This is a genomic window from Thermofilum adornatum (assembly GCF_000446015.1).
GTDB lineage: Archaea > Thermoproteota > Thermoprotei > Thermofilales > Thermofilaceae > Thermofilum > Thermofilum adornatum.
In genome coordinates this window covers 800779-825348 of record NC_022093.1, presented here as the reverse complement: position 1 = coordinate 825348, position 24570 = coordinate 800779, and the positions used below count along the sequence as shown (strand labels likewise).

Genomic DNA, 24570 nt, shown 5'->3' with positions numbered 1-24570 from the left:
GAAGCACCGCTCGGTACAAAGAAAAATAAAGTTTATAAAAAGTTCTATCCTCTCTTGTAGCCTATTCGGCGGAGAAACTCTATCCTCTTCTTCTTGTCTTCCTCTTTCTCGACGCCGACCACTGTGTAACCGTCGACAACGCCGAGGACGCCTCTCCCCTGTGATGTCTCTATAACTACGACCTGTACTGGGTTCGCCGTGGCGCAGAAAACGTGTGCGACTTCTTGGACATTTTTGATCTGATTCAGTATGTTTATGGGCCATGCGTCCCTCAGGTATAGAACAAAAACGTGTCCAGCCCCTATACGTTTAGCCGATTCGATTGCTAGCTGGACAAGTTCTGGGTCGTTTCCGTCGAACCGTACGAGTCTATCGCCTGACGCTTCGTTGAAGGCTAGGCCAAACTTGGCGTTGGGTACACTTGTAGCTACGACTTCTGCGATGTCCTCTACACTCTTGATGAAGTGTGTTTGCCCAATTATGACGTTTGTTTTTTCTGGTACAGGAACATCTATAATTAGAATCTTATACTCGGTGCTCATCAGTTAAGAATAGCAGGATCCCCAATAAATTTTACGCTAGCTAGCTATTCGACAAGGTACTGGAAGTTCTCTGTGACCTTGACAATTGGAGTGGCTCCGCTATCCGTGATAATAAAGGTGTCTTCAAACTGTGCAACCATTCCTTTCTGAATCTCGACCAGCCTCGGGTAGTGGTACAGACGTTTATGTTTCACTAACATGTCCAGGTCTTTCTGTGAAAAACCCTTCTCGATTGCCCAGCGCGCAGCAAATGGTAGGCTCTTGAATTCGCGCCAGAGTTCCTCTAAAGCATCGTTGAGTTTTGCCTCACCTGGAACCCTCTTGACAGACACGACACGGTAGATATTGCTCCATCCCTTGTCTTCTACTATTCCTCTCCCATTGGTCGCGAAGGGCTCGACTGCAAATACTTCTCCCTTGTCCACGAGACTGAGGCGATATTCAAACATTGGAACATTTGGTATGCTTTTCCCGGCATGGAGGTTGTATCGCTCAACCTTGTGTCCCGTGAGGTTTTCTATTGGTCTATATTGATGCCTCGCTATGGCTTCACTTATCGCCTTGGAAACGTCATAGATGCTCCTCTTTGGTCTCAGCGTTTCGCCAGCTGACTTTAAGGCATCGAAGGCTGCTCTTGATAGTTTTTTCCATGCAGGGTCAAACGCGATCGTTATCGCTGTGTCTGCTATGTAGCCGTCCACGTGAACGCCTATGTCGATCTTTAATACGCTTCCCTTTGGAACAGCTAGGCCATCGCTTGGGAGAGGTGTATAGTGTGCGGCAACCTCATTTATCGATATGTTTACGGGGAATGCTGGGAAAGCCCCCCTAGAGATTATGAATTTCTCTATTTTTTCTGCTATGTCTAGAAGGGGGGTCCCCTCGTTCGCTACATTGACAGCCAGCTTGTGGGCCTCTAATGCTATTTGACCTGCTTTCCTGTATTTTTCAAGTATAGATGCTTCCATAGACATAGCCAACAGAAACAATATTACTCTTCGATGTAATAAATTGTTATGCAAAACTTTGCACAGAAGATAAAGCTAGAACTCTCTGGAGTAAACCAGGTACTCGAGAGGCTAGACATGGAAAGGGAAAAAATGCTACAACTTACACGTGAAATGTCTCGGAGATGCCGCGAGGCAATGTTTGCACTACATAGGGAAGACTTTGTACACGCCGAGGATGAACTCTCAAAGGCAAGGGAGATACTTGAGGAGATAAATAAGCTTAAGACCGAGAGCCCCCAGATATACTACTCCGGCGCTGTGTCAAGCGCACAGACAGAATATGTTGAAGCTAGCCTTCTCTATTCTATCCTACGCCGACGGGAGCCACCTGGGCTAGGAGAATTGAATGTCGACCCCCAAGCATACCTAGCTGGTGTTGGAGACTTCATTGGGGAACTGAGGCGGTATATACTGAACCTGCTACGAAAGGGAGAACTCAAGGAGGCATGGAATGCGTTCGCTATAATGGAGGAGCTATATGTTGAGCTAAGCAAGTTTAGTTTTCCAGAAGCCTTGACGCCTGGACTAAGACACAAGGTAGACGTTGCAAGGGCATTGCTAGAAAACACGAGGAATGACATAATGTTTTTTGAGCGGAGCCAGGAACTCATAGAAAAAATCGAGAAGGCTGGAAAATGGGCTGGGAAAGAGTAAGGCACTCCGAGATTCCTAAAGGCTTCTTGGTTGAGAGAGCTCGTTACGCCCAGCGTAGGATAGCCGAACTTGTTATTGAAGAGGACTTTGTTGGAACCCATGTTCGCAGAGCCGCGGGTGTAGATGTCTCTTTTAGAGAAAACTATGCTATAGGTGTTGCAGTTGTAGTTGATAGAGATACGTTTTCTGTTATAGATGTCTCGATAGCTAAGACCGAGGTAAGGTTTCCATACATTCCTACACTTCTCGGTTTCCGGGAGACGTATCCAGCATACAAAGCCTTGAAGGGTCTCCGGGAGGAGTACGACGTTTTATTCGTTGATGGAAACGGTAGACTGCACCCCTACAGGGCTGGATTCGCCTGTCAGCTGGGCTTGGTAATCGACAAGCCGACTATAGGTGTGGCCAAGTCCCTCTTGATAGGGGAAATAGGCAACTGGAACAATGATGTTGCCCCAGTGATTTATCAAGGCGAGACGATTGGCGTCGCTCTGAAGACTTCTCCACGTGCCAAGCCTATCTATGTAAGTGTTGGCCACAAAATTTCTCTCTGGAAAGCGGTCCAAGTTACACGTGATTTCACAAGGACTGGACTAAGGGAGCCTGAGCCGCTACGTCAGGCGCACAATTACTCGGTAAAGGCGCGTAGAGAAATATGCTAGCTGTTTTTAATTGACTGTTTAATCCTCGTGGAAGAATAGTTTTCCAGCCTCTTGTCTAGTTGCTTGATTTCTGCACTGATGCCTGCTTCTTTTAGGGACTTCTCGATTAGGGGTACAAGGTAAGACTGGTCGGGGCCTAGAAAAACTATGTCCGGCTTTACTTCTTCTAGAATTTTCTTGAAGTCTGGGGGATAAGTTCCTATAATAACTTCTGTTACTGTTTTTAGTTCCCTCAGGATCTCGGCCCTCTCGTTTTCAGAGAGAACGGGTGGCCTGCCCTTGGATTCTAGGACTGTTTGGTCCTTGGCGAGAACGACATAGACTCTGCCTAGTTCTCTCGCCTTTCTTAGAAAATAGATGTGTCCTGGATGCAGGATGTCAAAGACACCACCAACAAGCACACGCTTTGCGTGGTGGCCTTGCTGGGGCCAACTAAAGTCGACCTTTCCTAGGAGCCTTAGGGCGTCTAGGAGACCCTCGGCATAGGATGAGCATGCTATAGATGTTAAGCAGTCGTTTTGTGAAAGATAATAACGTGCGTCGCTAAGGTAATCATTTACGAGACGTATTATTTGTTCAACGGTTTTGTCCTCTTCTTGTATCTGCAATGTTTTGGTGGCTTCTTCTAGGTTTGCTATGTATTTCTCTGCATTATTCTTGCACTTAGCTTCTTGTTCCAATCCTTGAACACCCCTATCGCTGTTCCCGTTTTATAGTATAAAAACTCTATTTCCGAGTCGTGTAAAAGCCCAGGGATAACAAGTGTGTGCGGTGGCTCCCCGAGATCCCTGGCTGCAAGTTCCGAAAGTTTACCGACATAGACCTGTTCATTGTCAGCCGTAGCCCTAGCGACAGCTATGGCAAGTGTGTCGTCGTCTAGCACGTTTTCTTTAAACTTTTCTTCTATCTTTAAGAGGAGCGAGGCGGCTTCGGGTGCGAGTAGATATCTTCTCTCCTCTTGTCTAATATCTAGGAGAAATATGGTGTGAAGACCTCTAGATAAATTGTCGCATAGCGTCTGGTAAGGCGTGTAGGGATAGTTTTTCAGCTCTTTGTCTTCTGGGAATACAAGCGTTACTATTTTTCCAAGTTTGTACGCGTGGAGACCAGTAGAGACTATTAGACCGTCTATAACTGAAGCCGCTGGGATAACTTTGACTGTTATGCCTAGCCTATATGCATCTATAATTATGGATGCATGTGTAGTGGCTAGGAGCGGGTTTCCAACGACAAGCAGGATAACTTTCTCGTTTTTAGCTTTCTCGAGAATAATTTTTGCGCCCTTGTCTTCTATTTCTGCCCGGACAAGCTGGATAATTTGTCTGTTAAGGAGCCTGGATAACTTATCCACCGAGAAGCCTGGAAGCACGCTGGTGTAAGTTTCGATAAACACTGCAGAAGCATCCTTCACTTCTTCCAGCAATCCAAGGGGAATGTCCCGAAGATCGAAGAGCCCAATGCCAGCTATGACGAGCATAAGCTACAGAAAACCTTTTTTCCTAATTTGTTTTATGCGTAAAGTTACTTTTTCGTTATGGGAAGCTTTATGTCGAGCCTTTTGACAAGCTCCTTGTATCTGTTCCTAACGGTGACCTCGGTGACCTTCGCTGCTCTGGCGACCTCTTTCTGTGTCCTCATCTCCCCGTTTTGTATTGCTGCTATGTAGATAGCTGCTGCAGCAAGCCCTGCTGGATCTTTTCCAGCAGTTAGACCAGCATTTCTCGCCTGGTCAATTATCTCCATTGCTCTTTTTATGGTAGCTCCAGACAGGCGTAGCAGGGAACCGATCCTAGGGACAAAGTCGGCAGCATTTGGAAGGGGAACCTTTATGGATGCTTCTCTCAACAACAGCCTATAGCACCTTGCCACGTCTTTTCTGCCTGCCCTCGTGTAGAGAGCAATCTCGTCTAGGGTTCTAGGTAGACGCATTTCTCTGCAGGCTGCATATACCGCGGCTGCCATAACTGATTCAATAGACCTGCCCCTGACAAGATTGCTGTTTAGAGCGCTTCTATAGATCTCAAGCGCCCTGTCAAGAACCGCTTTGGGCAGGCCCAGCTGGGCTCCCAACCTTTCAAGCTCAATTACTGCCTGTGCCAGGTTTCTCTCCATAGAGTTTTGTGCTCTGGCTCTTACCTGCCATTTTCTCAGTCGGAGCATTTCTAGGCGTTTCCTCAGGCTTATCTCTCTACCAGCAGCGTCTTTACCAACCCAGTCGATGTCTGTGACCGGGCTTTCGAATCCATACCTGGATATTGGTGCACCTACTCTACTTCTCTTTTCGCGTTCCTCGGGAGTAAAAGCCCGCCACTCTGCGCCTTGGTCAACTTCTCTCTCACTCATTACGTAGCCACAATTTGCACAGATAATTTCGCCTCTTGTCGAGTCGTATATCAGCCTTGTGCTACCGCACTGTGGACAACGTAGTTCTCCCTCTTCCTTTTCGCCTGCTGTATTTAAATCCTCCCTTTTAACGTTATCTTTAAACATTTTTCCACGCCCGAAATCCATTTAAATCTTTCCAATATTTTCTTCTTTTATTAGTATTTAAGCTTTTTGGTTTCCCTTGTAACTGGGAGTTTTATATTTTTAATGTTATCTATGTTAGCTTCTTGCTGGACTTTCGTAAAAATAGAACATCTATGCCTCTCTTAGCCGCCTTATTCTTTAAAATTTTGTCTGCCGTAAGTAGAATGTATTTCCCGGAGGCGGCGACTTCTATCAATAGATCGTCCGTAGGAAGTTTTAATGGGTAGTGTCTAAGCGTAAACAAGGCTGGGTGGAGGCTTATTTTTTCCCTTAGCACGTCGAGGGCAACTCTAGCTTTTCGTGACTTGTCTCCCCTAGCGGTGGTAGCCATGTATTTTAATTCTTCTAGGACATGTGTAGTGATTATTAGTTGGCAGATTTCATCTTGTAGGAAGAGTTCTAAAAGGTCTATATTTTGTTCAACAAAATAAATTAGTATACTCGTGTCGACTAGAGCTTTCTTGCAAGGGCTTGAAGGCACGTCGTTGTTTATGCTCCGTTATATAAATACTCGACTCTGCTGGCAGATAGACCGAAGAAAACAAAGTAAAAATACGAAATGTAGTGAATTCAAAATTAAATATTGTTCATCTTTTTTCTTAGTGTTTGTCTAATTATGTTTTGACAAAGTTATCGTAGAGTTCTTCAACATTATTTATGAAAATTAATTTATCCAGCTTTTAAACAATTTTTATCGACTCTAATGACGCAGACTACACGTGAGAGAGTTATTATCATGGGTGCGGCTGGACGCGATTTTCACAATTTTAATGTTCTCTTCCGTGACAACCCAAAGTTCGAAGTTGTCGCATTTACAGCTACACAGATCCCATTTATAGATAATAGGAGGTATCCCCCTGAGTTGGCTGGTTCTCTCTATCCTGAGGGTATACCTATCTATCCAGAATCCATGCTTGAGGAACTGATAAAGAAATACAACGTAGAAAAAGCTATGCTTTCCTACAGCGACTTGACCGCAGAAGAAGTTGTAGACAAGGCCAGCAGGGTGATAGCGGCTGGCGCGGAATTTGTGTTACCAGGAGTCTTTGAGACAATGATAAAGTCAAACAAACCTGTGATCGCTGTAACCGCTTCGAGGACTGGCGCGGGTAAAAGCACTGTGAGCAGGAGAGTTGCAAGCATTCTAAAGGGTCTGGGTGTTAGATTTGCAGTCATTAGGCATCCGATGCCGTATGGAGACTTAAGGAGAATGGTCGTCCAGAGATTTGCCACGTTTGAAGACCTGGAGAGGCATAATTGCACTATCGAGGAAAGGGAAGAATATGAGCAACACATAGAAGAGGGCAACATTGTTTATGCAGGTGTTGACTATGAGGCGATAATCCGTGAAGCTGAGAAAGAATCCCAAGTTGTGATATGGGACGGCGGGAACAATGACTGGCCTTTCTATGTTCCAGACCTCTGGATCACAGTAGTTGACCCAACTAGACCCAGAGACGTTTTGTCGTCTTATCCTGGCTTCGTAAATGTGAAGCTCGCTAACGTGATAGTTATCAACAAGGTAAATGTTGTGGATCAGAGCAACGTTGAAAATGTTGAGAAGGCAGTCAGGAAGGTTAACAGCAAAGCCGTCATAGTTAAGGCACACTCTGAAGCCACAGCAAGCACTCCAGAACTTATTAAGGGTAAAAGGGTTCTAGTGATCGAGGACGGGCCAACTGTTACACATGGCGGACTAGGCACGGCCGCCGGATACTACGCGGCAAGGAAATACGGAGCCGCAGAGATAATTGATCCGAGGCCATATGCCGTTGGAACAATTAAAGAGGCATACGAGAAGTATCCACATATCGGTCCGGTTTTGCCAGCTCTTGGATACAGCCCACAGCAACTCAAAGACCTCGAAATCACTATTAATAATGTCCCAGCAGAATCTATTGTACTTGGAACCCCAAGCAACATAGCGAGATATCTCAGGGTCAACAAGCCGGTGACAAGGATAAAGTTCGAGCTGAGAGAGATTTCAAAGCCTGACCTCCGAGACATTATTACTGAGTTTCTAAAACATAACATGGTAATCTAATAGACTTTTTCTTTTTCAATGGAAAGAAACTGTAATAAATGAGCAAGTAGCATAAAAAACAAGGAGATGATTGTGGAACACCCGTCTAACACCTCAATACTGGTCCTATGTGTAGACCGCGACAACGACGTAGGAACAGTTTTGAACATAAAGACCCCCCTTATAGGAGAAAACGAGCTACTCAGGGCGGCAACCGAATACATACTTGTCCGCCCAGAAGACTCAGATTCAAATGCAATGTTTGCCGCGATACAGACGTTGAGAGAACTAAGAAAACAGTATGGGAGCAACGTCGAAGTGGCTCTTATCGCTGGCCTCGAGTCAGAAGACGTGGAGGCAGATATGAAGATCCTTAAAGAGCTCGACCAAGTGCTAAGCCAGAAAAAATTCGACGGAGTAGTATTGGTATCAGACGGCCCCACAGATGAACTGGTTGCCCCCCTGATACAGTCAAGGCTACCTATATTCTCTATTCGAAGAGTAATTGTCCAGCAATCAAGAGGGGTCGAGGAAACATTCGTCCTCCTAATAAACTATATAAAGAAGGCGCTGACTGAGGAAAAATATAAACGCTATTCCCTAGGTCTAACAGGCTTATTCCTGGTTTTCTATAGCGTCCTCTCAGCCTTTGCACCCCAATTTGTTTGGCCGATAATCATTATTTCCCTTGGAAGCTTCATGTTCATTAAGGGGTATAATGTTGAAGAATACTTCTCGAAAATCTATAGGTCAAGACCAGTCACTTTCGCAACATACTTGTTGGCAATTACTATATCTTTCCTCGCATTTACGCAAGGCATATACGCTCTGCTGAGAACAAATGTTCCAGACATTCTCTGGGCACTAGGATACTTCCTTTTGGCGCCAGTAGGAGCACAACTCCTCGTCCTAGATCTATTTATACTTGCACTTTTGTTACCGATCCTCGGCACGTTAATAGATAACGCTATAATCGGCAAGCCAAGCTCTTACAGCGATGTACTAATTATTGGGACAACCCTGCTATCACGGCAACTCGTCTTCGAGGTAGGCAGATTCATAAGTGGGAGTGGAGACATACGTAACGTTCTCACCTGGGCCTTCATAGTTCTGGGTAGCGTGATAGTCTCTATTATTGTAAGAACAATCGAGAAAAGAGAAAAACATGAATAGAAATGACCCCCTCTATGCAATCTACGTGAGGTTTTGCCTCTCAAAGTGCAATCTCTACGAAGTTTTACGGAAGATCGAGAACCTATTTACGAGTAAACCGACCATTTATTTTGATCGATTAATACTCTTCACGGCAAGCGATCTGGGTCTTCTCATTGAAAGACTCTACTCATCTTCGTGCACCGAAGACCTCTACTGGGTTATTGCTAGCGAAAGGCTAGACTCTCTCTTGTCGGATAGAGAGACGCAAAAAAGAATTGCAGAGATTCTTGTCGAGAACATAAAGTTGAAAAAATCATACAATGTCGATTTCTTGGACATAGGGAGACTAGTTCCCCCCAGTATAAAAAATGACCTTAGATCCAAGCTAATATTGGACGTAAGTGAAAAGCTGTCTCCCGGTAAACCGTATGTTTCAAGGAGCAATCCAAGCATCGACTTCAGGTTTATTTTTCTCGACGACAACCATGTCTTGGTAGCAATTTTACTGAAGAAATACAGGAAAGACAGGTTCCAGTACAGATGGACAGAAAAGAGACCCTATTCACAGCCCAGCGCACTTACCCCATACCACTCACTTGTTTTGTTCAACTTGGCCTCAGCTAAGCCATGTGGCAATGATTCATGCATTGATTTCAGCGAACCTTTCCTTGACCCTTTTGCCGGAACCGGAAGCGTCCTAATCGAGTCGGCTCTTCAAGGTGTCTACAGCATTGGTATTGACTTGAACTATAAACAGATAAGAGGCTCGAGGAGAAATATAATCCAGCTCGGCCTACATGCAGTAGTTGACCTCGTTATATCTGACTCTGTATACATGCCTCTACGTGGAGACTCCTTCAGAGCAATAGCGTTTGATCCCCCATATGGTCGATTGGCCTCTACGCATAGGCGTGATCCTAGTCTTCTTTTAGAAGCTACACTTGAAACTGTTAGAAAAATCTTGAAAAGAAATGGCAGAGCAGTCTTCCTATCTATTGACAAAAATAAAATAAGTGCCAATGAAACCAACAGGATTTGTGAAATACTGGAACACAGTTCTCTAATAAGGCACCTCTACGTGATGAAAAATGTCTGAAATCTCAATGATCAGAATACTGCTTTGGGGCGCGGGGGGCTCTGTTGCTCAGGGACGCCTAGAACAGCCATGTAACGCACTACAACTTAACGAAAAAATCATTTTGCTCGACGCAGGCGAACACTGCCAAAAAATGTTTGAAGTATTTAGACTGGGAAGCAACTCTCCTCTATATATCTTCATATCACATCTACACAGTGACCACTACAACGGTCTTAACCCCCTACTAGAAAGCTTCTCGCTACTTGGCAGAAGAAGACCTGTATACATCTATGGACCCTTTGGTCTCAGAAGAATTGTGATGCACAACTTAGAAAAACTAAATTTTCCAGTACATGTCACAGAGTTCCTCTCTGAAGAAGGTACATTTCATCTAATAGAAAACATCCTATCTATCAGGTACGTCTCTGCCCCACATTCTCTCAACGCACTTTCATACATATTCGAGACAAAAGAGAAAATCCGGCTAGACGAAGAAAAACTCAACACTGCGAAACTTTCTCCTATACAACGTAAAAAGCTCACACAGGATGGACTGGTAATAAAAGACGGTATCCCTTACGAGCTGAAGGATTTTGTCAAACAGGTTGTGCCCGGGATAAAAGTTGCCTACAGCGGCGACACACTGCCAAACTTTAGATTTGCCGCAAAGGCTTTAGACTCCGACGTCCTGATTCACGAAGCAACCCTACTAAAAAGCGACTGGTACGAAAAACCTTACATGGCACATACAAGCCTAGAAGACGCTCTAAATCTAGCCAGAAAAATAAGGGCTAAACTAGTTGTACTCACTCATTTCAGCTCTCGTTACCGAGACAACGACAAACTAGAAATAGCGGCAAGAACCCTTTTCCCAAGGGTAATTTTCGCAGAAAAAGGACTAATCATAAACATCTTATTCAAATATCCTAGGATCTTCCACGTTGAACGAATAAGCCTCCTCAACAATTAAGCTCTGCAACCTCGTTAACTGGCTTTCCATCAACCGTTCTTGGAGCAAGCCAATCCAAAACTTGTTCGGGACCACAATTCTCAAACTCTATGCTGACAACAACTGCTCCCAATGGGCTTTCGCCTGTTTCATAGGTGCAGAAACTAACCTTACCCATAAAGGCGGCCTGCTTATTCAGGTAAAACACAGTTCGGGTATCTTCCATCCCACGCTCAATATAGGATCTGGCGGCATCTAGAATGCGCTGTTGCCGCAGCAAGTTTCTAAGCTTGTAGAGTGGGCTACCGGACTTAGCAACACATATAATATATTCCTTTTCGCCGCCGGATGCTCTTTCACATTCAGCTTCTTTGAAATCAAAAAGGTTGAGTATAGATTTTAAGACTTTTTCGGGGGATTCTGTTGGGTTTAGAGACGCTCTAACTCTGACGATCATGTTGATAAACCTTGGCTTTTTGCCAACAGTTTTCTCAGAATAACTCTACATTCATCCATAAATGTTTCTATGGTTTTGCCGTCATTTATAAGTATAATATCTGACAGGGCGATGACTGTTCCCAACCCCAGATTCAACTCTCTCTGGTCGCGTGTGAGGAAATCCTCCCATCGCGAAGGATCGTCGCTTCGCCCTCTTTCCCTGAGCCTTGCATATCGGGTATTGGGTGAGGCATGGATCGCAACCAAGACAGTGTTTTGCGCCTTTTCCCTAAAGAAAAAGAACTCCTCGACGTTTCTCAGCCCTTCCACCACAACTATGTCTGCATTAGTACCCATAATTTTCTCAAAGGTTCTTTCCGCTATGACCGCCCTCCCGTACCTCTCGCGTAACTCCAAAGACAGTCTCCCAAGCGTCTCGTCTGTGGTGTCTAGACCCTTCTCAACAGCATATTCTCTGAGAACATCACCCATCCTGAAAACGAGGATCCCCATTGTCTCGGCAACCTTTGAGAAAACAGTTTTCCCACTGCCAGGAAGCCCAGTAACCATTATGATTGTTTTGGCAACACTTCTACTCATAAACTACCAAGAAGATTGCAGAAAAATAACCAAATAAATTAAACGTTACCTAGTGAAAAAGACTCTTAGTCAAATTCGGAGGACTTTTCTTCCTCTTCTCCTTTCTTCTCTTTCTCGCCTTTCTTCTCCTCTAGCTTTGACGCAGAGATTATGTCGTCGATCCTAAGTATCATTGATGCAGCCTCTGTCGCCACCTTGATGGCGTGATCCTTCACTGCTAGTGGCTCGAATACGCCTAGAGATATCATGTCGGCAACGCCACCATTGACAACGTCGACGCCGTAGCCCCACTTCGAGGAGTCTTCGTGGGCCGCCCTGAGGTCAGCAATTATGTCGATGGGGTCTAGACCCGCGTTTTCCGCAAGTGTCCTTGGAATGCTCTCAAGGGCATTTGCGAATGCCTCGACGGCCAGTTGTTCTTTTCCTCCTACTTCTGGAGCGTATTTCCTAAGCTCCCTGGCAAGCTCGGCCTCGATGGCTCCTCCTCCCGGCAATATGTAGGGGTTCCTGAGTACGTCTGCTACGGCATAGAGAGCATCCTTGATCGCTCTTTCTGCCTCGTCGACTGCCCTCTCGAATCCGCCCCTTACTAGTATTGTGACGCTCTTGGGGTTGGGGCATCCCTCTACGAAGACCATCTTCTCGTCTGCGACCTTCCTCTCCTCGACGAGCTCAGCTGTTCCGAGGGTCTCGGGCGAGATGTCCTCTACACGTGTAAGTATCTTCGCTCCAGTAGCACGGGCAAGCTTCTCCATATCACTCTTCTTAACACGCCTAACAGCCATAATACCGGCCTTAGCAAGATAATACTGAGCAACATCATCAATACCCTTCTGACAGAAAACAACATTAGCACCACTCTCCTTAATCTTCTCTACCATGTCCCTTAGTATCTTTTCTTCCTCCTCTAGGAACTGGTGCATCTGTTCTGGAGACGAAATCCTGATCTCGGCGTCGATCTCTGTCTTTTCAACCTCGAGCGGGGCGTCCAGCAAAGCGATCTTAGCATTGACAACTCTCTTGGGCATCGCAGGGTGAACAACTTCCTTGTCAACTACAACGCCGTATATCAGCTGTGTGTCTAGGAAAGCTCCACCCTTCTTCTTGATTATCTGGATGTTGTCCACGTCTACCCTTATTTGTCCATTTACCTGCTCAGCTACCTGTGTAACCGCCTTGACTGCAATCTCTGCGAAATAGTCTCTAAGCGTCGCTATAGCCTTGCTACGCATGGAGGTTGCAGCGACCTTCTTGAGAGTATCCATGTCTTTCAGGTCAACCTTGATTGCCTTGCTCTTGAGTATCTCCCTTGCCTTTTCAGAAGCCTTCTTGTATCCAGAAACAATGACTGTTGGGTGAATGTTCTTCTCGAGAAGCTTCTCGGCCTCCTTCAAAAGCTCGCCAGTTAGAACGACGGCAGTGGTTGTTCCGTCGCCTACCTCCTTGTCCTGGGCCTTTGCCACCTCAACCATCAGTTTCGCGATCGGGTGCTGAACGTCCATCTCGTCTAGAATAGTCGCTCCATCATTGGAAATAGTAATGTCTCCAAGAGTGTCGATGAGCATCTTGTCCATTCCCTTTGGACCAAGAGTAGTCTTGATTGTTTCAGAGATAGCTTTGGCAATCATTATGTTTAGGTGAAGCGCCTCTCTACCTGCCTGCCTAGACGTTCCTTCCTTAAGTATCAAAACCGGTACACCACCAACCTGCGCCACCGACGCCATACTACCACCTTCTAACGTTGCCATTTTTATGCGCCTTCGGACAAGAATAAATTATCGCTTCTATAAAAACTTTACTCACGAGAATGCTCCCATCTACTATTTAAAAAATGAATGAGAGTTCATATAACTAAGGCTGAGAACAAAAACACATAAACCCTGAAAGATTTATGACAACTTTCAATTCATTTTATTTCTGCCGAAAAGAGTACTACTAGAGCGACTACATGCATGGTATAGCACTTGTCCGCGCGCGGAGCAAAAACAGAGGGGGTAACCTCCACTCTGATGCAGTGGTCACCGCTGGTGCCACATATTTACCCCCTGCGTTAGACTCTAACTTTTAATTTATTCGTTCCCGGTACAGATAACATTTCAACAGAGATATCCACGGGAACTCATTCCTCACCGTCCTATATCACGATAAAATTCTCTGTTTTTACTTTTGCAAAGATTTCTGGCTTCAGGTGCGAGGAAATGTTCTTCAGATTTCACGACATGTTTATGGGTATTGTAAAGAAAAGGCTTCACGTTGCACAGATATATAACAATGTAACAGAGACATGAAGAGACACAAAGAAATATCTATTCTTTCCTTAGTTGAATTACGATGAGGAATTTTCCCATAACCGCTTTTAATGACCATCCCGAAGAGAGTATATAAATAACTCTTGTACCACACACTGAGAAGATGTTAACAAATAGGCAAAAACTGTTACTATGCGAGTTCGCGGAAAACCGCCCTCCCCACAAAAAATTTAAACCTCGACAGATATTTTTCCTTCTTGGACGTATGCAAATCATGGGGCCGTAGTCCAGCCTGGAAGGATGCCTGGCACGGTTAACGCAGGACTTGGGATCTCGAGACGAGAGCCCAGGTGGTCCGGGGTTCAAATCCCCGCGGCCCCACCACTTTTTCCTGAAAAATAGAGGCTTCTTGCTATTATCGTCAAAGAATAGGGGTTGGTGCGGGGGCCGGGATTCGAACCCGGGCAGGCCTACGCCAGCGGAGCCTAAGTCCGCCCCCTTTGTCCTAGCTCGGGCACCCCCGCCAAGCTTGTGACCAGAAATAATCTTAGTAGATAACCTTTAAGGTTTTCGCTTTGTCATGGATGTGTTATGGTCTTTCTTGGGGAAACAGTTCCTTTTCGACGTCGATGTGTTTTTCTAGGTGTTTCTTCAGCTTGGTGATTGTGTCGACTGGTGTTGGGTCTGTTTTTAGCTTGAGGGCGGTTGCGACTGAGATGAGGTCCAGCCTGAATACTAAGTCGAGCAGTTCGCATATTTTCTTGCCGCTGTACCGTGGTTCGGGTAAGAAGTTTATCGTGGGTATGTTGTTGGCCTCTAGGTGTTTTATGAGGAACTCTATTCTCGTTGTCATATAGTATTGTTCCTGGCTGCCCCTGATTATTGTCGCAAAGAACTTGTCTGAAGCTTCTTGTCTCCAGCCCATTATCTCGTTGTGGTTTGCTTCTGGGAGGTCCAGGTAGAATGCGTGGATTTTTGCGTTTTCGTTTAGCTGTGTTTTGAACCTGTAGCCTACAGAGATGTAGGGTCTATAGGAGTATATGAGGGGTGTTAGTCCTTTTTCTATGTTGCTGAAAAAGTCTTTAGCATCCTCGATTGTCTTCATGAGGGCTTCGTCTCTGGTGGCTTTCATGTTTTCTGCGCATTCTGAGAGCTGTTTGAGGAGCCCGACATCTCCGGTTATGGTTTCTGTGATTGATAAGAGGGCTGCCGCCATGTATGGGAAAGCCGCCCTTGGCTGGAAGCCTTGTGGCAGGGAGACCACTGGGACAGAGTTCTTTTCCGAATATTTCTGAAGAAGGCCTCCCGATGTTACAGAGATTATGGGGATTTTCCTTTGGAGGGCTTCTCCGAAAACCCTGAGTGTTTCTTCTGTGTTTCCAGAGTAGCTTACAGCTATCAGGAGGTAGCTACTATCTACGAACTGTGGAAGGATGGAGTCGCGGACTAGGAATATAGGAAGATTGGAGGTATCATAGAGGACGTCTTGTAAAAATAGGCCGCCGATGAATGACCCACCCATTCCACTTATCACGATGCCTTTGATGTCTCGGGGGATTTTCTCTAAGAGTTTAGGCACACGGAAATAGGCGCCCAGCGCGTGGAGCAATGAGTCGGGGAAGGTCGCAACGTTTACCAGCATGCGGGACTTGTCGACGTTGCCTGAGCCTGGAGATATCTTCTCATATAGCTCGTTGTAAATCTTAGACATGTGGATGATTGCAAGGAACATGTATAAAAAGATAAAGATTTACGTTCGGGAATTAATTATCATTTCGAGGGCCTTTTCTTCTTGAAGCTTGTGTTCAACCCATTCCTTCATATCCCTAATGGTGAGTGTACCGCTGGAGAGCTCTTTCTCGCCAATAATGATGACGAAGCGGGACCCCTTTTTCGAGGCATATTCTAGTGCCTTTGCCAGGCTCCTATCTGTGCCTTCTACTATGACTTTTAACCCTTCCCTTCTGAGCTTTTTAGCTATCTCGACGGCTTTTGCTACTGTTTCCTGTTTTTTGGCTAGGGGTATGATATACACGTCGACTTCGTTGTATGTTATCGTGGGTTTCCCTTGGAGCTTTAGAACCTCGAGAAGCCTGTCGACACCTATAGCCATGCCTGTTGCCGGCAGCTTGGGGCCGCCCAGCGTGCTTACAAGATCATCGTATCTTCCTCCACCCGCTATGCTACCAACGTCGCTAGATGTTTTTGGCTTTACCTCGAAAACGAAGCCCGTGTAGTATCCTAGCCCTCTTACAATCGAGTAATCAACTTTTACGTTGACGCCGTAGACACTTTTCAGGAGATCGACAACCCTACTTAGGTGGTCTAGCCCTTGTTTGCCTTCAGGGGTACTGAGCTCTATGTCGAGTCTCGACTCTTTTAGCTTGATGAGCATTTGGCTTGACTTTTCCCTGGCGACACCTATCTTTTCGAACTCATCTATGATGTAGGACTCTCCAAATTTGTCTAGCTTGTCCAGTATCCTGAGCGCGTCGGGTAGTCTTTCTTGTGCTACACTATTTGACAATAAAATGTCTTCGACAACCCTACGATCATTGACGCTTATCTCAAACTCTTGGACACCGCTCTCCGTCAGGGCGTCGTACGTCACTGCAACAACTTCGGCGTCACCTTCCGGCCCAGCCACCCCGAAAAGCTCTATCCCAGCTTGCCAAAACTCTCTTAGTCTGCCCCTCTGTGGCTCCTCATAGCGCCAGACAGGCTGAATATAGTAGAAACGTATAGGCTTCGCCAGGTCTGGCTTTGATGCAACTATCCTCGCTATAGGCGTAGTCATCTCGAATCTTAGTCCCAGCTCTCTGCCAGCCTTATCCTTGAAATAGTAGATTTGATTTACTACTTCCTCCCCCGCCTTCGCCTTTAAGAGTTCTAGGTACTCAAATGCCGGCGTAATTATCTCGCCATAGCCATAGCTCTCAAAAACCTTCCTTATCTTTTCTGACACCAGCCTTTTTACGTAAGCCTCCTCTGGAAGCCAGTCCCTGGTACCCCTCGGCGACTGAAGTAACATACCCCCCACTTAAACAGCTACAAAACAATTCTTCCTACATATATATTATCCTTGTTTCGCAGGATCCTGACCTTGACCTTTCTTCCTATAGGCGGCTCGCCCAGTACACCAACAATGCTTACAACCCTATCACGGGCAACCCCGAGCCACTGCCCCCTAAGCCATCCCCAATAAACAACTTCGACACTTGTCCTTTCGCCTACCTGGAAAGCTATTGGAAACTGTTTGGCCTTCCTAATGCCGAAGTCCCTCGGCGATAACTTTAGGCGAACCCCGAACTGTTCTTCCCACTTAGATAGCTCCCTATAGAACTCGCTCCAACTCAAAGGCTTGACCCCGGGCGGGCGCCTACCATACTTGTGGGCTTCATATTTTTGTACCCCAAGCGGCGGAACTCTCTTCCCCGCGCCAATCCTTAGTGCCCATTCAATTATCTTTGGTATTTCATGGTCATTTATGCCTGGCACCCATACGGGGGCAACTAGCAGATCGATCTTCGTAGATGAAGCAATATATTCTGCAACATCCACTATTCTCTTCACATCGAGCCATGGTGTATCAGAGAGCCGTTTTGCGAGTTCTGGGTCTAGCGAATCTACAGAGAGATTGATTCTGTCGAGGCCAGCCTCGTCAAGCTGGTCAACCAGTCGCCTGTTTAGAAGGGCACCATGGGTCTCAATTGCGATTGTCTCTGCTAAACCCGACTCTCTCAAAAGTCTTACAAGCTTAACGATGTCCCTGTACGTCAATGGATCCCCTACCGCATCGATATATGCGTGTGCTTTTTCAAGCTCCTTTACCCTTGTAACATGTTTAAACCACTCTACTAGGTACTCTGCGTCCACCACGAACTCTGTTTGCCTATTAGTTGATTTTGGACCTGCATTTACGCTACAAAAAATACAGGAAAGTGGACAAAAAGAAGAGGGTCTGACTTGCAGAAGATTTGTTCCTCTGTCGACTATTCCAAAAGCTATGTGTCCGATAAGAGGGATCCCAGAAGATATTTCATGGAAGTATCTGGCCATATAGTTTCCCGCCTTGACTACTCATCCAAATAAGTCGAACTCTTCTCTTTCTTCTTCCTCTTTTTCTTTCTTCTTCTTAAACATCTCTTTGAATTTCTGGAGTAGCCCCTCTTCTTCTCCCTCTTCTTCAAAATACTCTGCCTCTTCAAACATAGATTTGAGGGTCTTGATATGAGACAAACGCCTAAACACGAAGAACCCTATAGCCAGGGACAAAGCCAAAAAAACTGCGATGGAGACTGTTTGGTAGAGACCCAGCCTTAAGAATCCAATATCGAGAAAAACGTCGAGAAAAATGTCTATATTGGGTTCTCCCTCGTATACATTTTTCTTGAAGACAAGCCCCCCATAGCTAACAATTATAGTTATGTTGCTTCCGAGGGGGATAGGTATATTTCTGAGTACACCTGTCCCAGCAGCATCAGTAACAGTTGAACTTACAAACGAGTTTCTACCAGAAACAACCGTTATTGTAACGTTTGCCCCAGGCAAAGCCTTGTCGAACCACCCGTGAACCTTTACTGTGAAGGTTTTAACCCTGGCTGTGACATTTATAGAGCCTTCTTCAACTTGTCTGGGGAGAAGCTGTATCGATGCTACCTCTAGCCCTTGACACTTTATCTTTAGCTGGGCGCTGTCCTGTGGTATGTATCTGAACAGTGCCTGTCCACTACTAATCTGTTGGACATAAGAGAGATGCCCTACAGTCAGGTTTGCCACGCAACCATATAGAGGCTTCCCGTCAAGGTCTTGGGCATTAAGCTGGACATCAAAGACTGGAACAAGGAGGTTCATTTTTCCTTGAACTATGCCATCAAAATTATATGTCCATTTGTATCCAGAGTATTCCACTGTAGCTGTGAAAATGCCATTTGATGGCAAGAACCCAAGAAGCTCATTAACTGTCGGGGCTGGGCTAGAGGTTTTCAGATATTTTATAACGACGGGACCGCCACCCCCCTGGTAGAGCACAGTTATAGACATGTTTGCAGGAAGCATAGAGGCGCCTTTGGGCGCCACATACAGGTAGGAATTCCTAAAATTTGTCTGGATGTCTACTTGCTGAGAGTTGATCGCGAATTCATAGCTGAAGACATCGTTCAAAATGCTACTTTTTATCTTTAAGATGTAGCGGCCGAAATCCTGCCTAAAACCATAGTTGATGATAAAAGTGCCTTCCCGTGATGGAGCAACTTGGATAACCTCGTTGAATGGGGTTACAAGTGTAAAGGAGAGATCCTGTGAATATAGGGGCTCATAGTCGATACTTGTTACCTTTACGACTACGTTCGCATATATAGGGAGAACCACCTCCACGTTTCTCTGTTGCGCATCCACCTTGACGTCCTGCTCCAAAATTTTCCTACTCCCATATTTCGCTTCCAGTTTCAAAGTGTCTAGCGGGGGCTGATTTATCACCAGTTTATCTGATCTAAGGAGTGAAAGATTACCTAGAATCTTGCCCTTGTAAAGCACATTAACAGTTGCATTGAGCCCAATGGGCGACAGGCCATTCAATGTCTTGAATAGAAGCGTTACCTGGCTTATTACTGGTAAAACCTTCTCTAGCCTAGAAGATGAAGGGGTTACCGAGAATTTGTCATTTATCTCTACTTTTGTCGTTAGCCCAGTAAAAATAAGATAGTAGTCAAACGTTCCAAAGGGTAGATATACAGTGGGCTTATCCCAGCTGAACGAGACCTTACAGTTTCCCACAGTAAAGTAGCCACTATAATTGGTCAATGGAAGTGGGGGACTGTCACTAGTATATACCCCGACAGTGATGCTTGTAATATTTACTCGGAGAATAAGCTCGCCGCTAGTCACGTTTGTAGGACGGTTATACACCAAGACATCACAATACTTCACGGAGACATTGTATACGCCGTAGCCCGTCAGGTTCGCGACAAAGTCTATGCCTCTCTTCGATATGCTTACATTCCCATAGCTAAAAGTGGTAACTATAAGCTGTGGATTCAGTATGTCAAGCCGAAACTTGTTGCCATTAAAATCCAAGACGTGAACCGTTATGTTGACATATGTTATGTTTCCTGCCAGCTTGTCTGGAAAATTTCCCCTAGGAACATATACACGTGCAGATATAGAATACATGCTGAGCAATACAAAAACGACGAGACAGACTTTTGGCATCAGTGAAACTTTTGTTTTCACAGCAAGATGTAGAAGTCCATTTCTAGGTATAAATTAATAGCGTGAGGTAACAGGCGCTTTCAGCGCACCCGCTAGGACAAGGATAGAACATCGACTTTTGCAAAGACTTTTATATACATGGTTTACATGGGTTTTAGAGAATACAGGCACGGTGAATACATATGGCTGTTGACCAATCTGCTTTGGCAAAATACCAGCAAACCCTAGATGAACTAAGAGGAGTCTCCCTCACACTCCAACAGTACAAGGCTAGACTCCTCGAGATCGAGAAGACCCTCAAAACCCTTGAACAATCGCAGTCACAATTTGTATACAAGGCTATGGGAAGCCTGCTTATCCAGACCCCTAAAGATGAAGTAGTAAAGGAGCTGAGTTCCGAGAAAGAGTTGCTCCAACTTAGGATAGACGAGTTTTCCAAGCGTGAAAAACTTCTCCGAGAAAGGCTTGCCTCTCTTGAGAAGCAGCTAAGATCGCCTGCAACGGCTGGAGGAGCAGGATAATGGCTAGTCGTGAAACAAAGGCCCAAGTAAAAGATCCAAAGCTCTCTGAGTTGGAGGAAATATCTCTAAAAATGTTGGAGAGTATTTTGACAGAGATCTACGGCATGTTTCCCGAAGACGAAAGCCTCGAAGTCACACTTAAGGTAGAGATAGACGAGGACTGGCCTTACCAGTTTGTAGTAAACGGAGAGGTCAGTTCAAGAATTTTGGACAAGAAGACGCTGGAAAGTACGCTCAACAAGGTAATAGACAAATACGTTAGCCTTGCAGAAGAAGAACTACGCAAAAAGGGAGTAAAAAGCATATAAAAATGGATAAGAATGTCTCTGAAAGACCAGCTGGCAAAGCTTGAAAAGATTCTCGTAAATGTCAACGGAGAAGTCACTGTAACCTCTCATACTAACTGTGACCCAGACGGGGCCGCATGTAGCTTTCTAGTAGCCGAGCTAATTAGGAAAATAGGTGTCCCCGCAAAAGTCTGTTTTCCAGAGGGGGTAAGCAAAGTCACAAAAAGAACGCTGGATAAAGTTGGAATCAACTGGGAGAAAGAGTGCCCCGTAGAGTCTAACATGTTCGTTCTCTGCGACTTCTCTAACCCCCTCCTCTTACAGCATCTCCAGAACAGGCTCCTTCAACCAGAATCCCAGCTGATAATCATCGACCACCACTTTCCCCCTGGGCTACTTGTGGAAAAAGCTGTTTTGACATTCCTTGAAAATGAGCCTGCAAGTACTATTATAGCTACAAAGCTATTGATGGAGCGCAAAGCCAAGATATCTGGTCCGTTGGCGTCCCTGGCAATAGCTGGGATCCTCTTCGACACGAAGAGACTCCAGTATGCCACGATTGGAACCTTCCAGGCGCTTTCATGGCTCCTCAGCATGAACGGCGACTACAAGCTAGCCTACGATTCCATCTCTGAAGAAGTCGTCGATAGGTCAGAAAAAATTGCTCGACTAAAGGGGCTTCTCAGAAGCTCTGTTATCGATGTCTGTGGATACATTGTGGCGTATACTGAAGTCAGCGCAAATGAGGCAAGCGTCTCCAGGCTACTGATCAGTGCAGGCGCAGACATTGCTATTGCTGTGGGCGGAAAAAAAGAGCTCAGGGCAAGCATGAGGGTATCTGATGAGCTTCAAAGGATTGGAGTCGACGCTGGAGAAATTGCAAGAATCATAGCTGAAAAAATCGGCGGAGAGGGAGGCGGCCATAAAGGCGCTGCAGGCATAAACAAGGCTACAATAGAAAAAGGCGAAAAACGGCTAATACTCAGCGAAACATTGAACTATGTTTCTAGAAAACTATGCAGTAAAACCTAGGAAAACTACGCAACTATCTTTTCTGGAGCAGCTATTGGTATCTCATAGGTTGGCGTTAAGACCTTCAGCTTGTAGACCTCCACCTTCTTTATTGGATAAATCTTCTTGGCCTGCATCTGTATATCCGTGGCTATTGTTCCCAGGACAACCTGCTGAACAAACGTTGCAAAGTCAAGCTGAGAGGCTCTTTCCTCAATAATCTGGAACATTATTTTGCGTATAGCCTTCTTCTGTGAGGTCTTTATCCTTGAAAGCGTAACAGCCATAGTCATCACGCGTAGTTTGATCCCGTCCTTCGTCTGGACATCCATAATGGCGTCTACCCTGCTCGTGCCCCTGCGTACAAGGCTCCTAATGTAGTCCCTCGTGATTTCCATCTGCTTGAGCTGTGTTAATGCGATTCCATCGTCTACCTTGACGATTTGGAACTTTAGCTTTATGTGGAGCTGGGAAACGTCCTTAGTTATATCATAGAAGCTGACCTCGATTGTCCTCCCGAGAGCCTTTTCTGGCTCATCCGCTGGTATAAGTCCTAGATTAGCAAACCCGAAGTACTTTGGCGCTAGGACTCTGATCCATTTCTTCATTGACCATTTGTCCTTTGTCCTTGGCTTCGCGCTACTCATAACACTATCCTTTCGAAGACAACTAACACATCTTTATTAGTTTTTTGCTAATGCACGCTTTGTAATCTAGTTCAGAAAGAGTCTAGGTGATACTGGTAACTCGGCTTAATCTTGTCTTCTCTCCCCTCCTTAACCGCCCTAACTATTTCCTCAAGGTTCCTGGTACGGTACAGCTCGAGAACCCAGGATCTACGCCTATATGCTGACTTTTCCCGTGGATTTGTCACGTCTATGATCTCGTAGATTTTTGCGGTTTTCCCGGGAAGATAGCCCAGAACCCTCCCTATACGTTGAATCATCTGCCTGCCTTCACCTGTCCCCTCGTATATAACGGCTACGTCCGCGTCTGGAACAGTTATTCCCTCGTCAAGGACAGTAGTAGTTACGATTATGTTTGATCTTCCATCGACAAAATTCCTGAAGGAATTTTCCCTCTTTGCTTCCGGAGTCTCGCCTGTTATAAGTTCAGCCTTGTAGCCTTTTTGTCTCAGCACTTCGAAAAGTTCGTTCGCTGTCTGGAGATACTGTGTAAAGATGATGATTTTCCCATTTTTGTGTCTCTCCAGCAAATCTAAAAGCTTTTTTATTTTCTCCTTTGGCCCCTCTACAAAAAATGCGTCCATAACCTCGATTGGCGCCACTACCTTTAAAGATACAAGATCCTCATAGGTGAGCTTGTACAGCAGTTCTCCGCAAAGCTCGAAGAGAAGAGCCTCGTTTCTGTCCCTACGCTCAGGAGTCGCGGACAGTGCAAGCCTATACAGCGCATCTATTTGTAGGGCGACCTGTTTAAACGTCGATGCTGGAACGTGGTGTGCCTCGTCAAATATGGCTAGCTCAAAACGTGACCTTAACGAATCAATATACTTAGTAGCACTTGCATATGTCGCCACAGTTATATCCCGGATCTTTTGCTCGCCAGCACCAAGCACGCCAATAAAGCTACGCGGAATACCCAGATACTTTTCAAAATAGGTTATCCACGTCTCCAACAGCTCTTTCGTAGTAACAAAGACAATAGTTGGGAGACGCAGATCATGGATTGCCTGTAGAGCAATGAAAGACTTTCCACCCCTTGTAAAAATGGCTACAGTGCCTCTACGCTTCCTAGACCAAAGCCTGTAGACCTCTTCCTGATGCGGCAAGAGAGAGAAATTACGTTGCATAGTGATCGAGATAGGGGACCTTTCCTCGAAAACCCTTGTCACCGAAAAGCCAATATCATGGAAAAACTTCTCAAATTTGTCGAGAAGAGCAACAGGGGTAAAGAACTCTTTCTTGTGCCAGTCTACCCGGACAACCCTTATTCTCCTCTCTACAAGCTCTGTGCCCTCAAACTCGCCCTCACCGCTTAAAACAGCTTTCTCAATGTAATATTTAAGCGTGCCAAGCTCGGAAACCTTGGAAAAAAGCAACTTGTCCAAATAGCTAAGCTTCCAGACAAGTTCACCATTTTCCCTTCTAACCTCCACCTTTAAAAGACCCCTGTCAAAATCCACCTCTAAGCCGTACTTCTCACGGAGAAGCTCCACCACCTTTTGGACAAACATCACAGACTTCAGCCTTAGACTCCCGCCATCAAATACCACGGCCTCTCCTAGCTCACTGTCACCCGCTAGCTTGTCTAACAGGCTTCCAGGAATACCCAGAAGCCTCAAGTCAGGACCAATCCTAGCCTTCTGTTTAAAGTCATCCAACATGGACAATACAAGGGACACTTCCCTATCCCCAAGAGTAGATAGTCTTTTAAGCCTAGCCAGAATTCTTGCCACTTCCCCCTTATCCTTTCTCTCCAGTTTTTCAGGAGAAATAGACCAGCTTTTTTCCTCTGGGTTATAATTGGCAATCTCCCTTGCCAGCCTCAAAAATTCCTGGAACTCCTCCTCGGACAACCCCCTCCTCTTAAAAAAGGAAATATTGGGCGCAGTCAGCCCCCCATAGTTAGTCGTCATTTTTGTCTGAGATCACCTCCCTCATCATCTAACTTCTCCATAGACATTTAACG

The 24570-nt window shown here is 45.5% G+C and carries 24 protein-coding genes and 2 tRNA genes; 10 read left to right on the top strand and 16 right to left on the bottom strand.

The genetic code is table 11. The features are described 5' to 3' along the window. Positions 1 to 44: 44 nt before the first annotated feature. Together N186_RS04560 and map are read right to left on the bottom strand one after the other, a co-directional pair. Positions 45 to 542 (bottom strand): adenosine-specific kinase, encoded by a 498-nt coding sequence (locus tag N186_RS04560; RefSeq protein ID WP_020962596.1) that lies wholly within the window; start codon positions 540 to 542, stop codon positions 45 to 47. A 44-nt stretch (positions 543 to 586) separates the two neighbouring features. Continuing rightward, complete coding sequence (gene map, locus N186_RS04555) at positions 587 to 1516, bottom strand: type II methionyl aminopeptidase (RefSeq protein WP_020962595.1); 930 nt, start codon at positions 1514 to 1516, stop codon at positions 587 to 589. 42 nt (positions 1517 to 1558) lie between these two features. On the opposite strand from map, the gene N186_RS04550 reads away from it, so the two are divergent. After that, positions 1559 to 2206 (top strand): translin family protein, encoded by a 648-nt coding sequence (locus N186_RS04550; protein WP_020962594.1) that lies wholly within the window; start codon positions 1559 to 1561, stop codon positions 2204 to 2206. After that, positions 2188 to 2868 carry an endonuclease V gene (locus N186_RS04545; protein WP_020962593.1) on the top strand — a complete coding sequence of 227 codons (681 nt, stop codon included), beginning with the start codon at positions 2188 to 2190 and terminating at the stop codon, positions 2866 to 2868. The genes N186_RS04550 and N186_RS04545 overlap by 19 nt, the downstream gene beginning before the upstream one ends. Here the strand turns inward: N186_RS04545 and N186_RS04540 are convergent. From N186_RS04540 to N186_RS04525, 4 genes are all read right to left on the bottom strand, one after another. Then, the gene (locus N186_RS04540; protein ID WP_020962592.1) at positions 2865 to 3548 is read right to left on the bottom strand and encodes a DUF357 domain-containing protein; all 684 of its coding nucleotides are present in this window, start codon (positions 3546 to 3548) and stop codon (positions 2865 to 2867) included. The genes N186_RS04545 and N186_RS04540 overlap by 4 nt on opposite strands. After that, positions 3503 to 4345 (bottom strand): diphthine synthase, encoded by an 843-nt coding sequence (gene dph5, locus N186_RS04535; protein WP_020962591.1) that lies wholly within the window; start codon positions 4343 to 4345, stop codon positions 3503 to 3505. Before dph5 ends, N186_RS04540 begins: the two co-directional genes overlap by 46 nt. 44 nt (positions 4346 to 4389) lie before the next feature. Next, positions 4390 to 5358 carry a transcription initiation factor IIB gene (locus N186_RS04530; protein ID WP_020962590.1) on the bottom strand — a complete coding sequence of 323 codons (969 nt, stop codon included), beginning with the start codon at positions 5356 to 5358 and terminating at the stop codon, positions 4390 to 4392. Between the two features lie 109 nt (positions 5359 to 5467). After that, positions 5468 to 5878, bottom strand: coding sequence for a PIN domain-containing protein (locus N186_RS04525; RefSeq protein WP_020962589.1), 411 nt, complete (start codon positions 5876 to 5878; stop codon positions 5468 to 5470). A gap of 222 nt (positions 5879 to 6100) precedes the next feature. On the opposite strand from N186_RS04525, the gene N186_RS04520 reads away from it, so the two are divergent. The 4 genes from N186_RS04520 (at position 6101) to N186_RS04505 (ending at position 10623) form a co-directional block, all read left to right on the top strand. Further along, positions 6101 to 7441, top strand: a complete 1341-nt coding sequence (locus N186_RS04520) for a cyclic 2,3-diphosphoglycerate synthase (RefSeq protein WP_020962588.1) — start codon at positions 6101 to 6103, stop codon at positions 7439 to 7441. A 72-nt stretch (positions 7442 to 7513) separates the two neighbouring features. Then, entirely contained in the window at positions 7514 to 8593 is a 1080-nt protein-coding gene (locus N186_RS04515; RefSeq protein WP_187147070.1) for a DUF373 family protein, read from the top strand. Then, entirely contained in the window at positions 8586 to 9671 is a 1086-nt protein-coding gene (locus tag N186_RS04510; RefSeq protein ID WP_020962586.1) for a TRM11 family SAM-dependent methyltransferase, read from the top strand. The genes N186_RS04515 and N186_RS04510 overlap by 8 nt, the downstream gene beginning before the upstream one ends. Further along, a complete protein-coding gene (locus N186_RS04505) occupies positions 9664 to 10623 on the top strand; it encodes an MBL fold metallo-hydrolase (protein WP_020962585.1) in 960 nt (319 codons plus the stop codon). Before N186_RS04510 ends, N186_RS04505 begins: the two co-directional genes overlap by 8 nt. Here the strand turns inward: N186_RS04505 and N186_RS04500 are convergent. The 3 genes from N186_RS04500 to thsB form a co-directional block, all read right to left on the bottom strand. Beyond that, positions 10613 to 11059, bottom strand: a complete 447-nt coding sequence (locus N186_RS04500; protein WP_020962584.1) for an RNA-binding domain-containing protein — start codon at positions 11057 to 11059, stop codon at positions 10613 to 10615. The genes N186_RS04505 and N186_RS04500 overlap by 11 nt on opposite strands. Beyond that, positions 11056 to 11640: an AAA family ATPase gene (locus N186_RS04495; RefSeq protein WP_020962583.1), complete on the bottom strand. Its 585-nt coding sequence runs from the start codon at positions 11638 to 11640 to the stop codon at positions 11056 to 11058. The genes N186_RS04500 and N186_RS04495 overlap by 4 nt, the downstream gene beginning before the upstream one ends. 65 nt (positions 11641 to 11705) lie before the next feature. After that, positions 11706 to 13364, bottom strand: coding sequence for a thermosome subunit beta (gene thsB / locus N186_RS04490; protein ID WP_148682064.1), 1659 nt, complete (start codon positions 13362 to 13364; stop codon positions 11706 to 11708). A gap of 801 nt (positions 13365 to 14165) precedes the next feature. Here thsB and N186_RS04485 point away from each other — a divergent pair. After that, a tRNA-Pro gene (locus tag N186_RS04485) sits at positions 14166 to 14273 on the top strand. Between the two features lie 52 nt (positions 14274 to 14325). Here N186_RS04485 and N186_RS04480 read toward each other — a convergent pair. The 5 genes from N186_RS04480 to N186_RS04460 form a co-directional block, all read right to left on the bottom strand. Further along, positions 14326 to 14413: transfer RNA gene (locus N186_RS04480), tRNA-Leu, on the bottom strand. A 65-nt stretch (positions 14414 to 14478) separates the two neighbouring features. Further along, the gene (locus tag N186_RS04475) at positions 14479 to 15600 is read right to left on the bottom strand and encodes a bifunctional phosphoglucose/phosphomannose isomerase (RefSeq protein WP_187147069.1); all 1122 of its coding nucleotides are present in this window, start codon (positions 15598 to 15600) and stop codon (positions 14479 to 14481) included. Positions 15601 to 15639: 39 nt separating this feature from the next. Then, entirely contained in the window at positions 15640 to 16920 is a 1281-nt protein-coding gene (gene hisS / locus N186_RS04470; protein WP_052885519.1) for a histidine--tRNA ligase, read from the bottom strand. A gap of 17 nt (positions 16921 to 16937) precedes the next feature. Continuing rightward, entirely contained in the window at positions 16938 to 17948 is a 1011-nt protein-coding gene (locus tag N186_RS04465; RefSeq protein WP_020962579.1) for a radical SAM protein, read from the bottom strand. Between the two features lie 21 nt (positions 17949 to 17969). Beyond that, positions 17970 to 20120 carry a hypothetical protein gene (locus tag N186_RS04460; protein WP_020962578.1) on the bottom strand — a complete coding sequence of 717 codons (2151 nt, stop codon included), beginning with the start codon at positions 20118 to 20120 and terminating at the stop codon, positions 17970 to 17972. A gap of 161 nt (positions 20121 to 20281) precedes the next feature. Here N186_RS04460 and N186_RS04455 point away from each other — a divergent pair, with 161 nt between their 5' ends. The 3 genes from N186_RS04455 to N186_RS04445 are packed head-to-tail and all read left to right on the top strand — an operon-like array spanning position 20282 to position 21939. Then, positions 20282 to 20620: a prefoldin subunit gene (locus N186_RS04455; protein WP_020962577.1), complete on the top strand. Its 339-nt coding sequence runs from the start codon at positions 20282 to 20284 to the stop codon at positions 20618 to 20620. Next, positions 20620 to 20928 carry a hypothetical protein gene (locus N186_RS04450; RefSeq protein WP_020962576.1) on the top strand — a complete coding sequence of 103 codons (309 nt, stop codon included), beginning with the start codon at positions 20620 to 20622 and terminating at the stop codon, positions 20926 to 20928. The genes N186_RS04455 and N186_RS04450 overlap by 1 nt, the downstream gene beginning before the upstream one ends. Positions 20929 to 20940: 12 nt before the next feature. Further along, positions 20941 to 21939 (top strand): DHH family phosphoesterase, encoded by a 999-nt coding sequence (locus N186_RS04445; RefSeq protein WP_020962575.1) that lies wholly within the window; start codon positions 20941 to 20943, stop codon positions 21937 to 21939. Between the two features lie 5 nt (positions 21940 to 21944). Here the strand turns inward: N186_RS04445 and N186_RS04440 are convergent, their stop codons facing one another. Together N186_RS04440 and N186_RS04435 are read right to left on the bottom strand one after the other, a co-directional pair. Continuing rightward, entirely contained in the window at positions 21945 to 22565 is a 621-nt protein-coding gene (locus N186_RS04440) for a 30S ribosomal protein S3ae (protein ID WP_020962574.1), read from the bottom strand. Positions 22566 to 22636: 71 nt separating this feature from the next. After that, positions 22637 to 24517, bottom strand: a complete 1881-nt coding sequence (locus N186_RS04435; protein ID WP_148682063.1) for a DEAD/DEAH box helicase — start codon at positions 24515 to 24517, stop codon at positions 22637 to 22639. Between the last annotated feature and the right edge of the window lie 53 nt (positions 24518 to 24570).

Excerpts from the sequence above, each read along its gene's own strand:
- N186_RS04505 (WP_020962585.1), top strand. The coding sequence starts at position 9,664 with ATGTCTGAAATCTCAATGATCAGAATACTGCTTTGGGGCGCGGGGGGC.
- N186_RS04500 (WP_020962584.1), bottom strand. The coding sequence starts at position 11,059 with ATGATCGTCAGAGTTAGAGCGTCTCTAAACCCAACAGAATCCCCCGAA.
- N186_RS04530 (WP_020962590.1), bottom strand. The coding sequence starts at position 5,358 with ATGTTTAAAGATAACGTTAAAAGGGAGGATTTAAATACAGCAGGCGAA.
- N186_RS04435 (WP_148682063.1), bottom strand. The coding sequence starts at position 24,517 with ATGACGACTAACTATGGGGGGCTGACTGCGCCCAATATTTCCTTTTTT.
- N186_RS04510 (WP_020962586.1), top strand. The coding sequence starts at position 8,586 with ATGAATAGAAATGACCCCCTCTATGCAATCTACGTGAGGTTTTGCCTC.
- N186_RS04550 (WP_020962594.1), top strand. The coding sequence starts at position 1,559 with ATGCAAAACTTTGCACAGAAGATAAAGCTAGAACTCTCTGGAGTAAAC.
- dph5 (WP_020962591.1), bottom strand. The coding sequence starts at position 4,345 with ATGCTCGTCATAGCTGGCATTGGGCTCTTCGATCTTCGGGACATTCCC.
- N186_RS04520 (WP_020962588.1), top strand. The coding sequence starts at position 6,101 with ATGACGCAGACTACACGTGAGAGAGTTATTATCATGGGTGCGGCTGGA.
- N186_RS04450 (WP_020962576.1), top strand. The coding sequence starts at position 20,620 with ATGGCTAGTCGTGAAACAAAGGCCCAAGTAAAAGATCCAAAGCTCTCT.
- N186_RS04465 (WP_020962579.1), bottom strand. The coding sequence starts at position 17,948 with ATGGCCAGATACTTCCATGAAATATCTTCTGGGATCCCTCTTATCGGA.
- N186_RS04545 (WP_020962593.1), top strand. The coding sequence starts at position 2,188 with ATGGGCTGGGAAAGAGTAAGGCACTCCGAGATTCCTAAAGGCTTCTTG.
- hisS (WP_052885519.1), bottom strand. The coding sequence starts at position 16,920 with ATGTTACTTCAGTCGCCGAGGGGTACCAGGGACTGGCTTCCAGAGGAG.
- N186_RS04445 (WP_020962575.1), top strand. The coding sequence starts at position 20,941 with ATGTCTCTGAAAGACCAGCTGGCAAAGCTTGAAAAGATTCTCGTAAAT.
- N186_RS04440 (WP_020962574.1), bottom strand. The coding sequence starts at position 22,565 with ATGAGTAGCGCGAAGCCAAGGACAAAGGACAAATGGTCAATGAAGAAA.
- N186_RS04455 (WP_020962577.1), top strand. The coding sequence starts at position 20,282 with ATGGCTGTTGACCAATCTGCTTTGGCAAAATACCAGCAAACCCTAGAT.
- N186_RS04475 (WP_187147069.1), bottom strand. The coding sequence starts at position 15,600 with ATGTCTAAGATTTACAACGAGCTATATGAGAAGATATCTCCAGGCTCA.
- N186_RS04560 (WP_020962596.1), bottom strand. The coding sequence starts at position 542 with ATGAGCACCGAGTATAAGATTCTAATTATAGATGTTCCTGTACCAGAA.
- N186_RS04495 (WP_020962583.1), bottom strand. The coding sequence starts at position 11,640 with ATGAGTAGAAGTGTTGCCAAAACAATCATAATGGTTACTGGGCTTCCT.
- map (WP_020962595.1), bottom strand. The coding sequence starts at position 1,516 with ATGTCTATGGAAGCATCTATACTTGAAAAATACAGGAAAGCAGGTCAA.
- thsB (WP_148682064.1), bottom strand. The coding sequence starts at position 13,364 with ATGGCGTCGGTGGCGCAGGTTGGTGGTGTACCGGTTTTGATACTTAAG.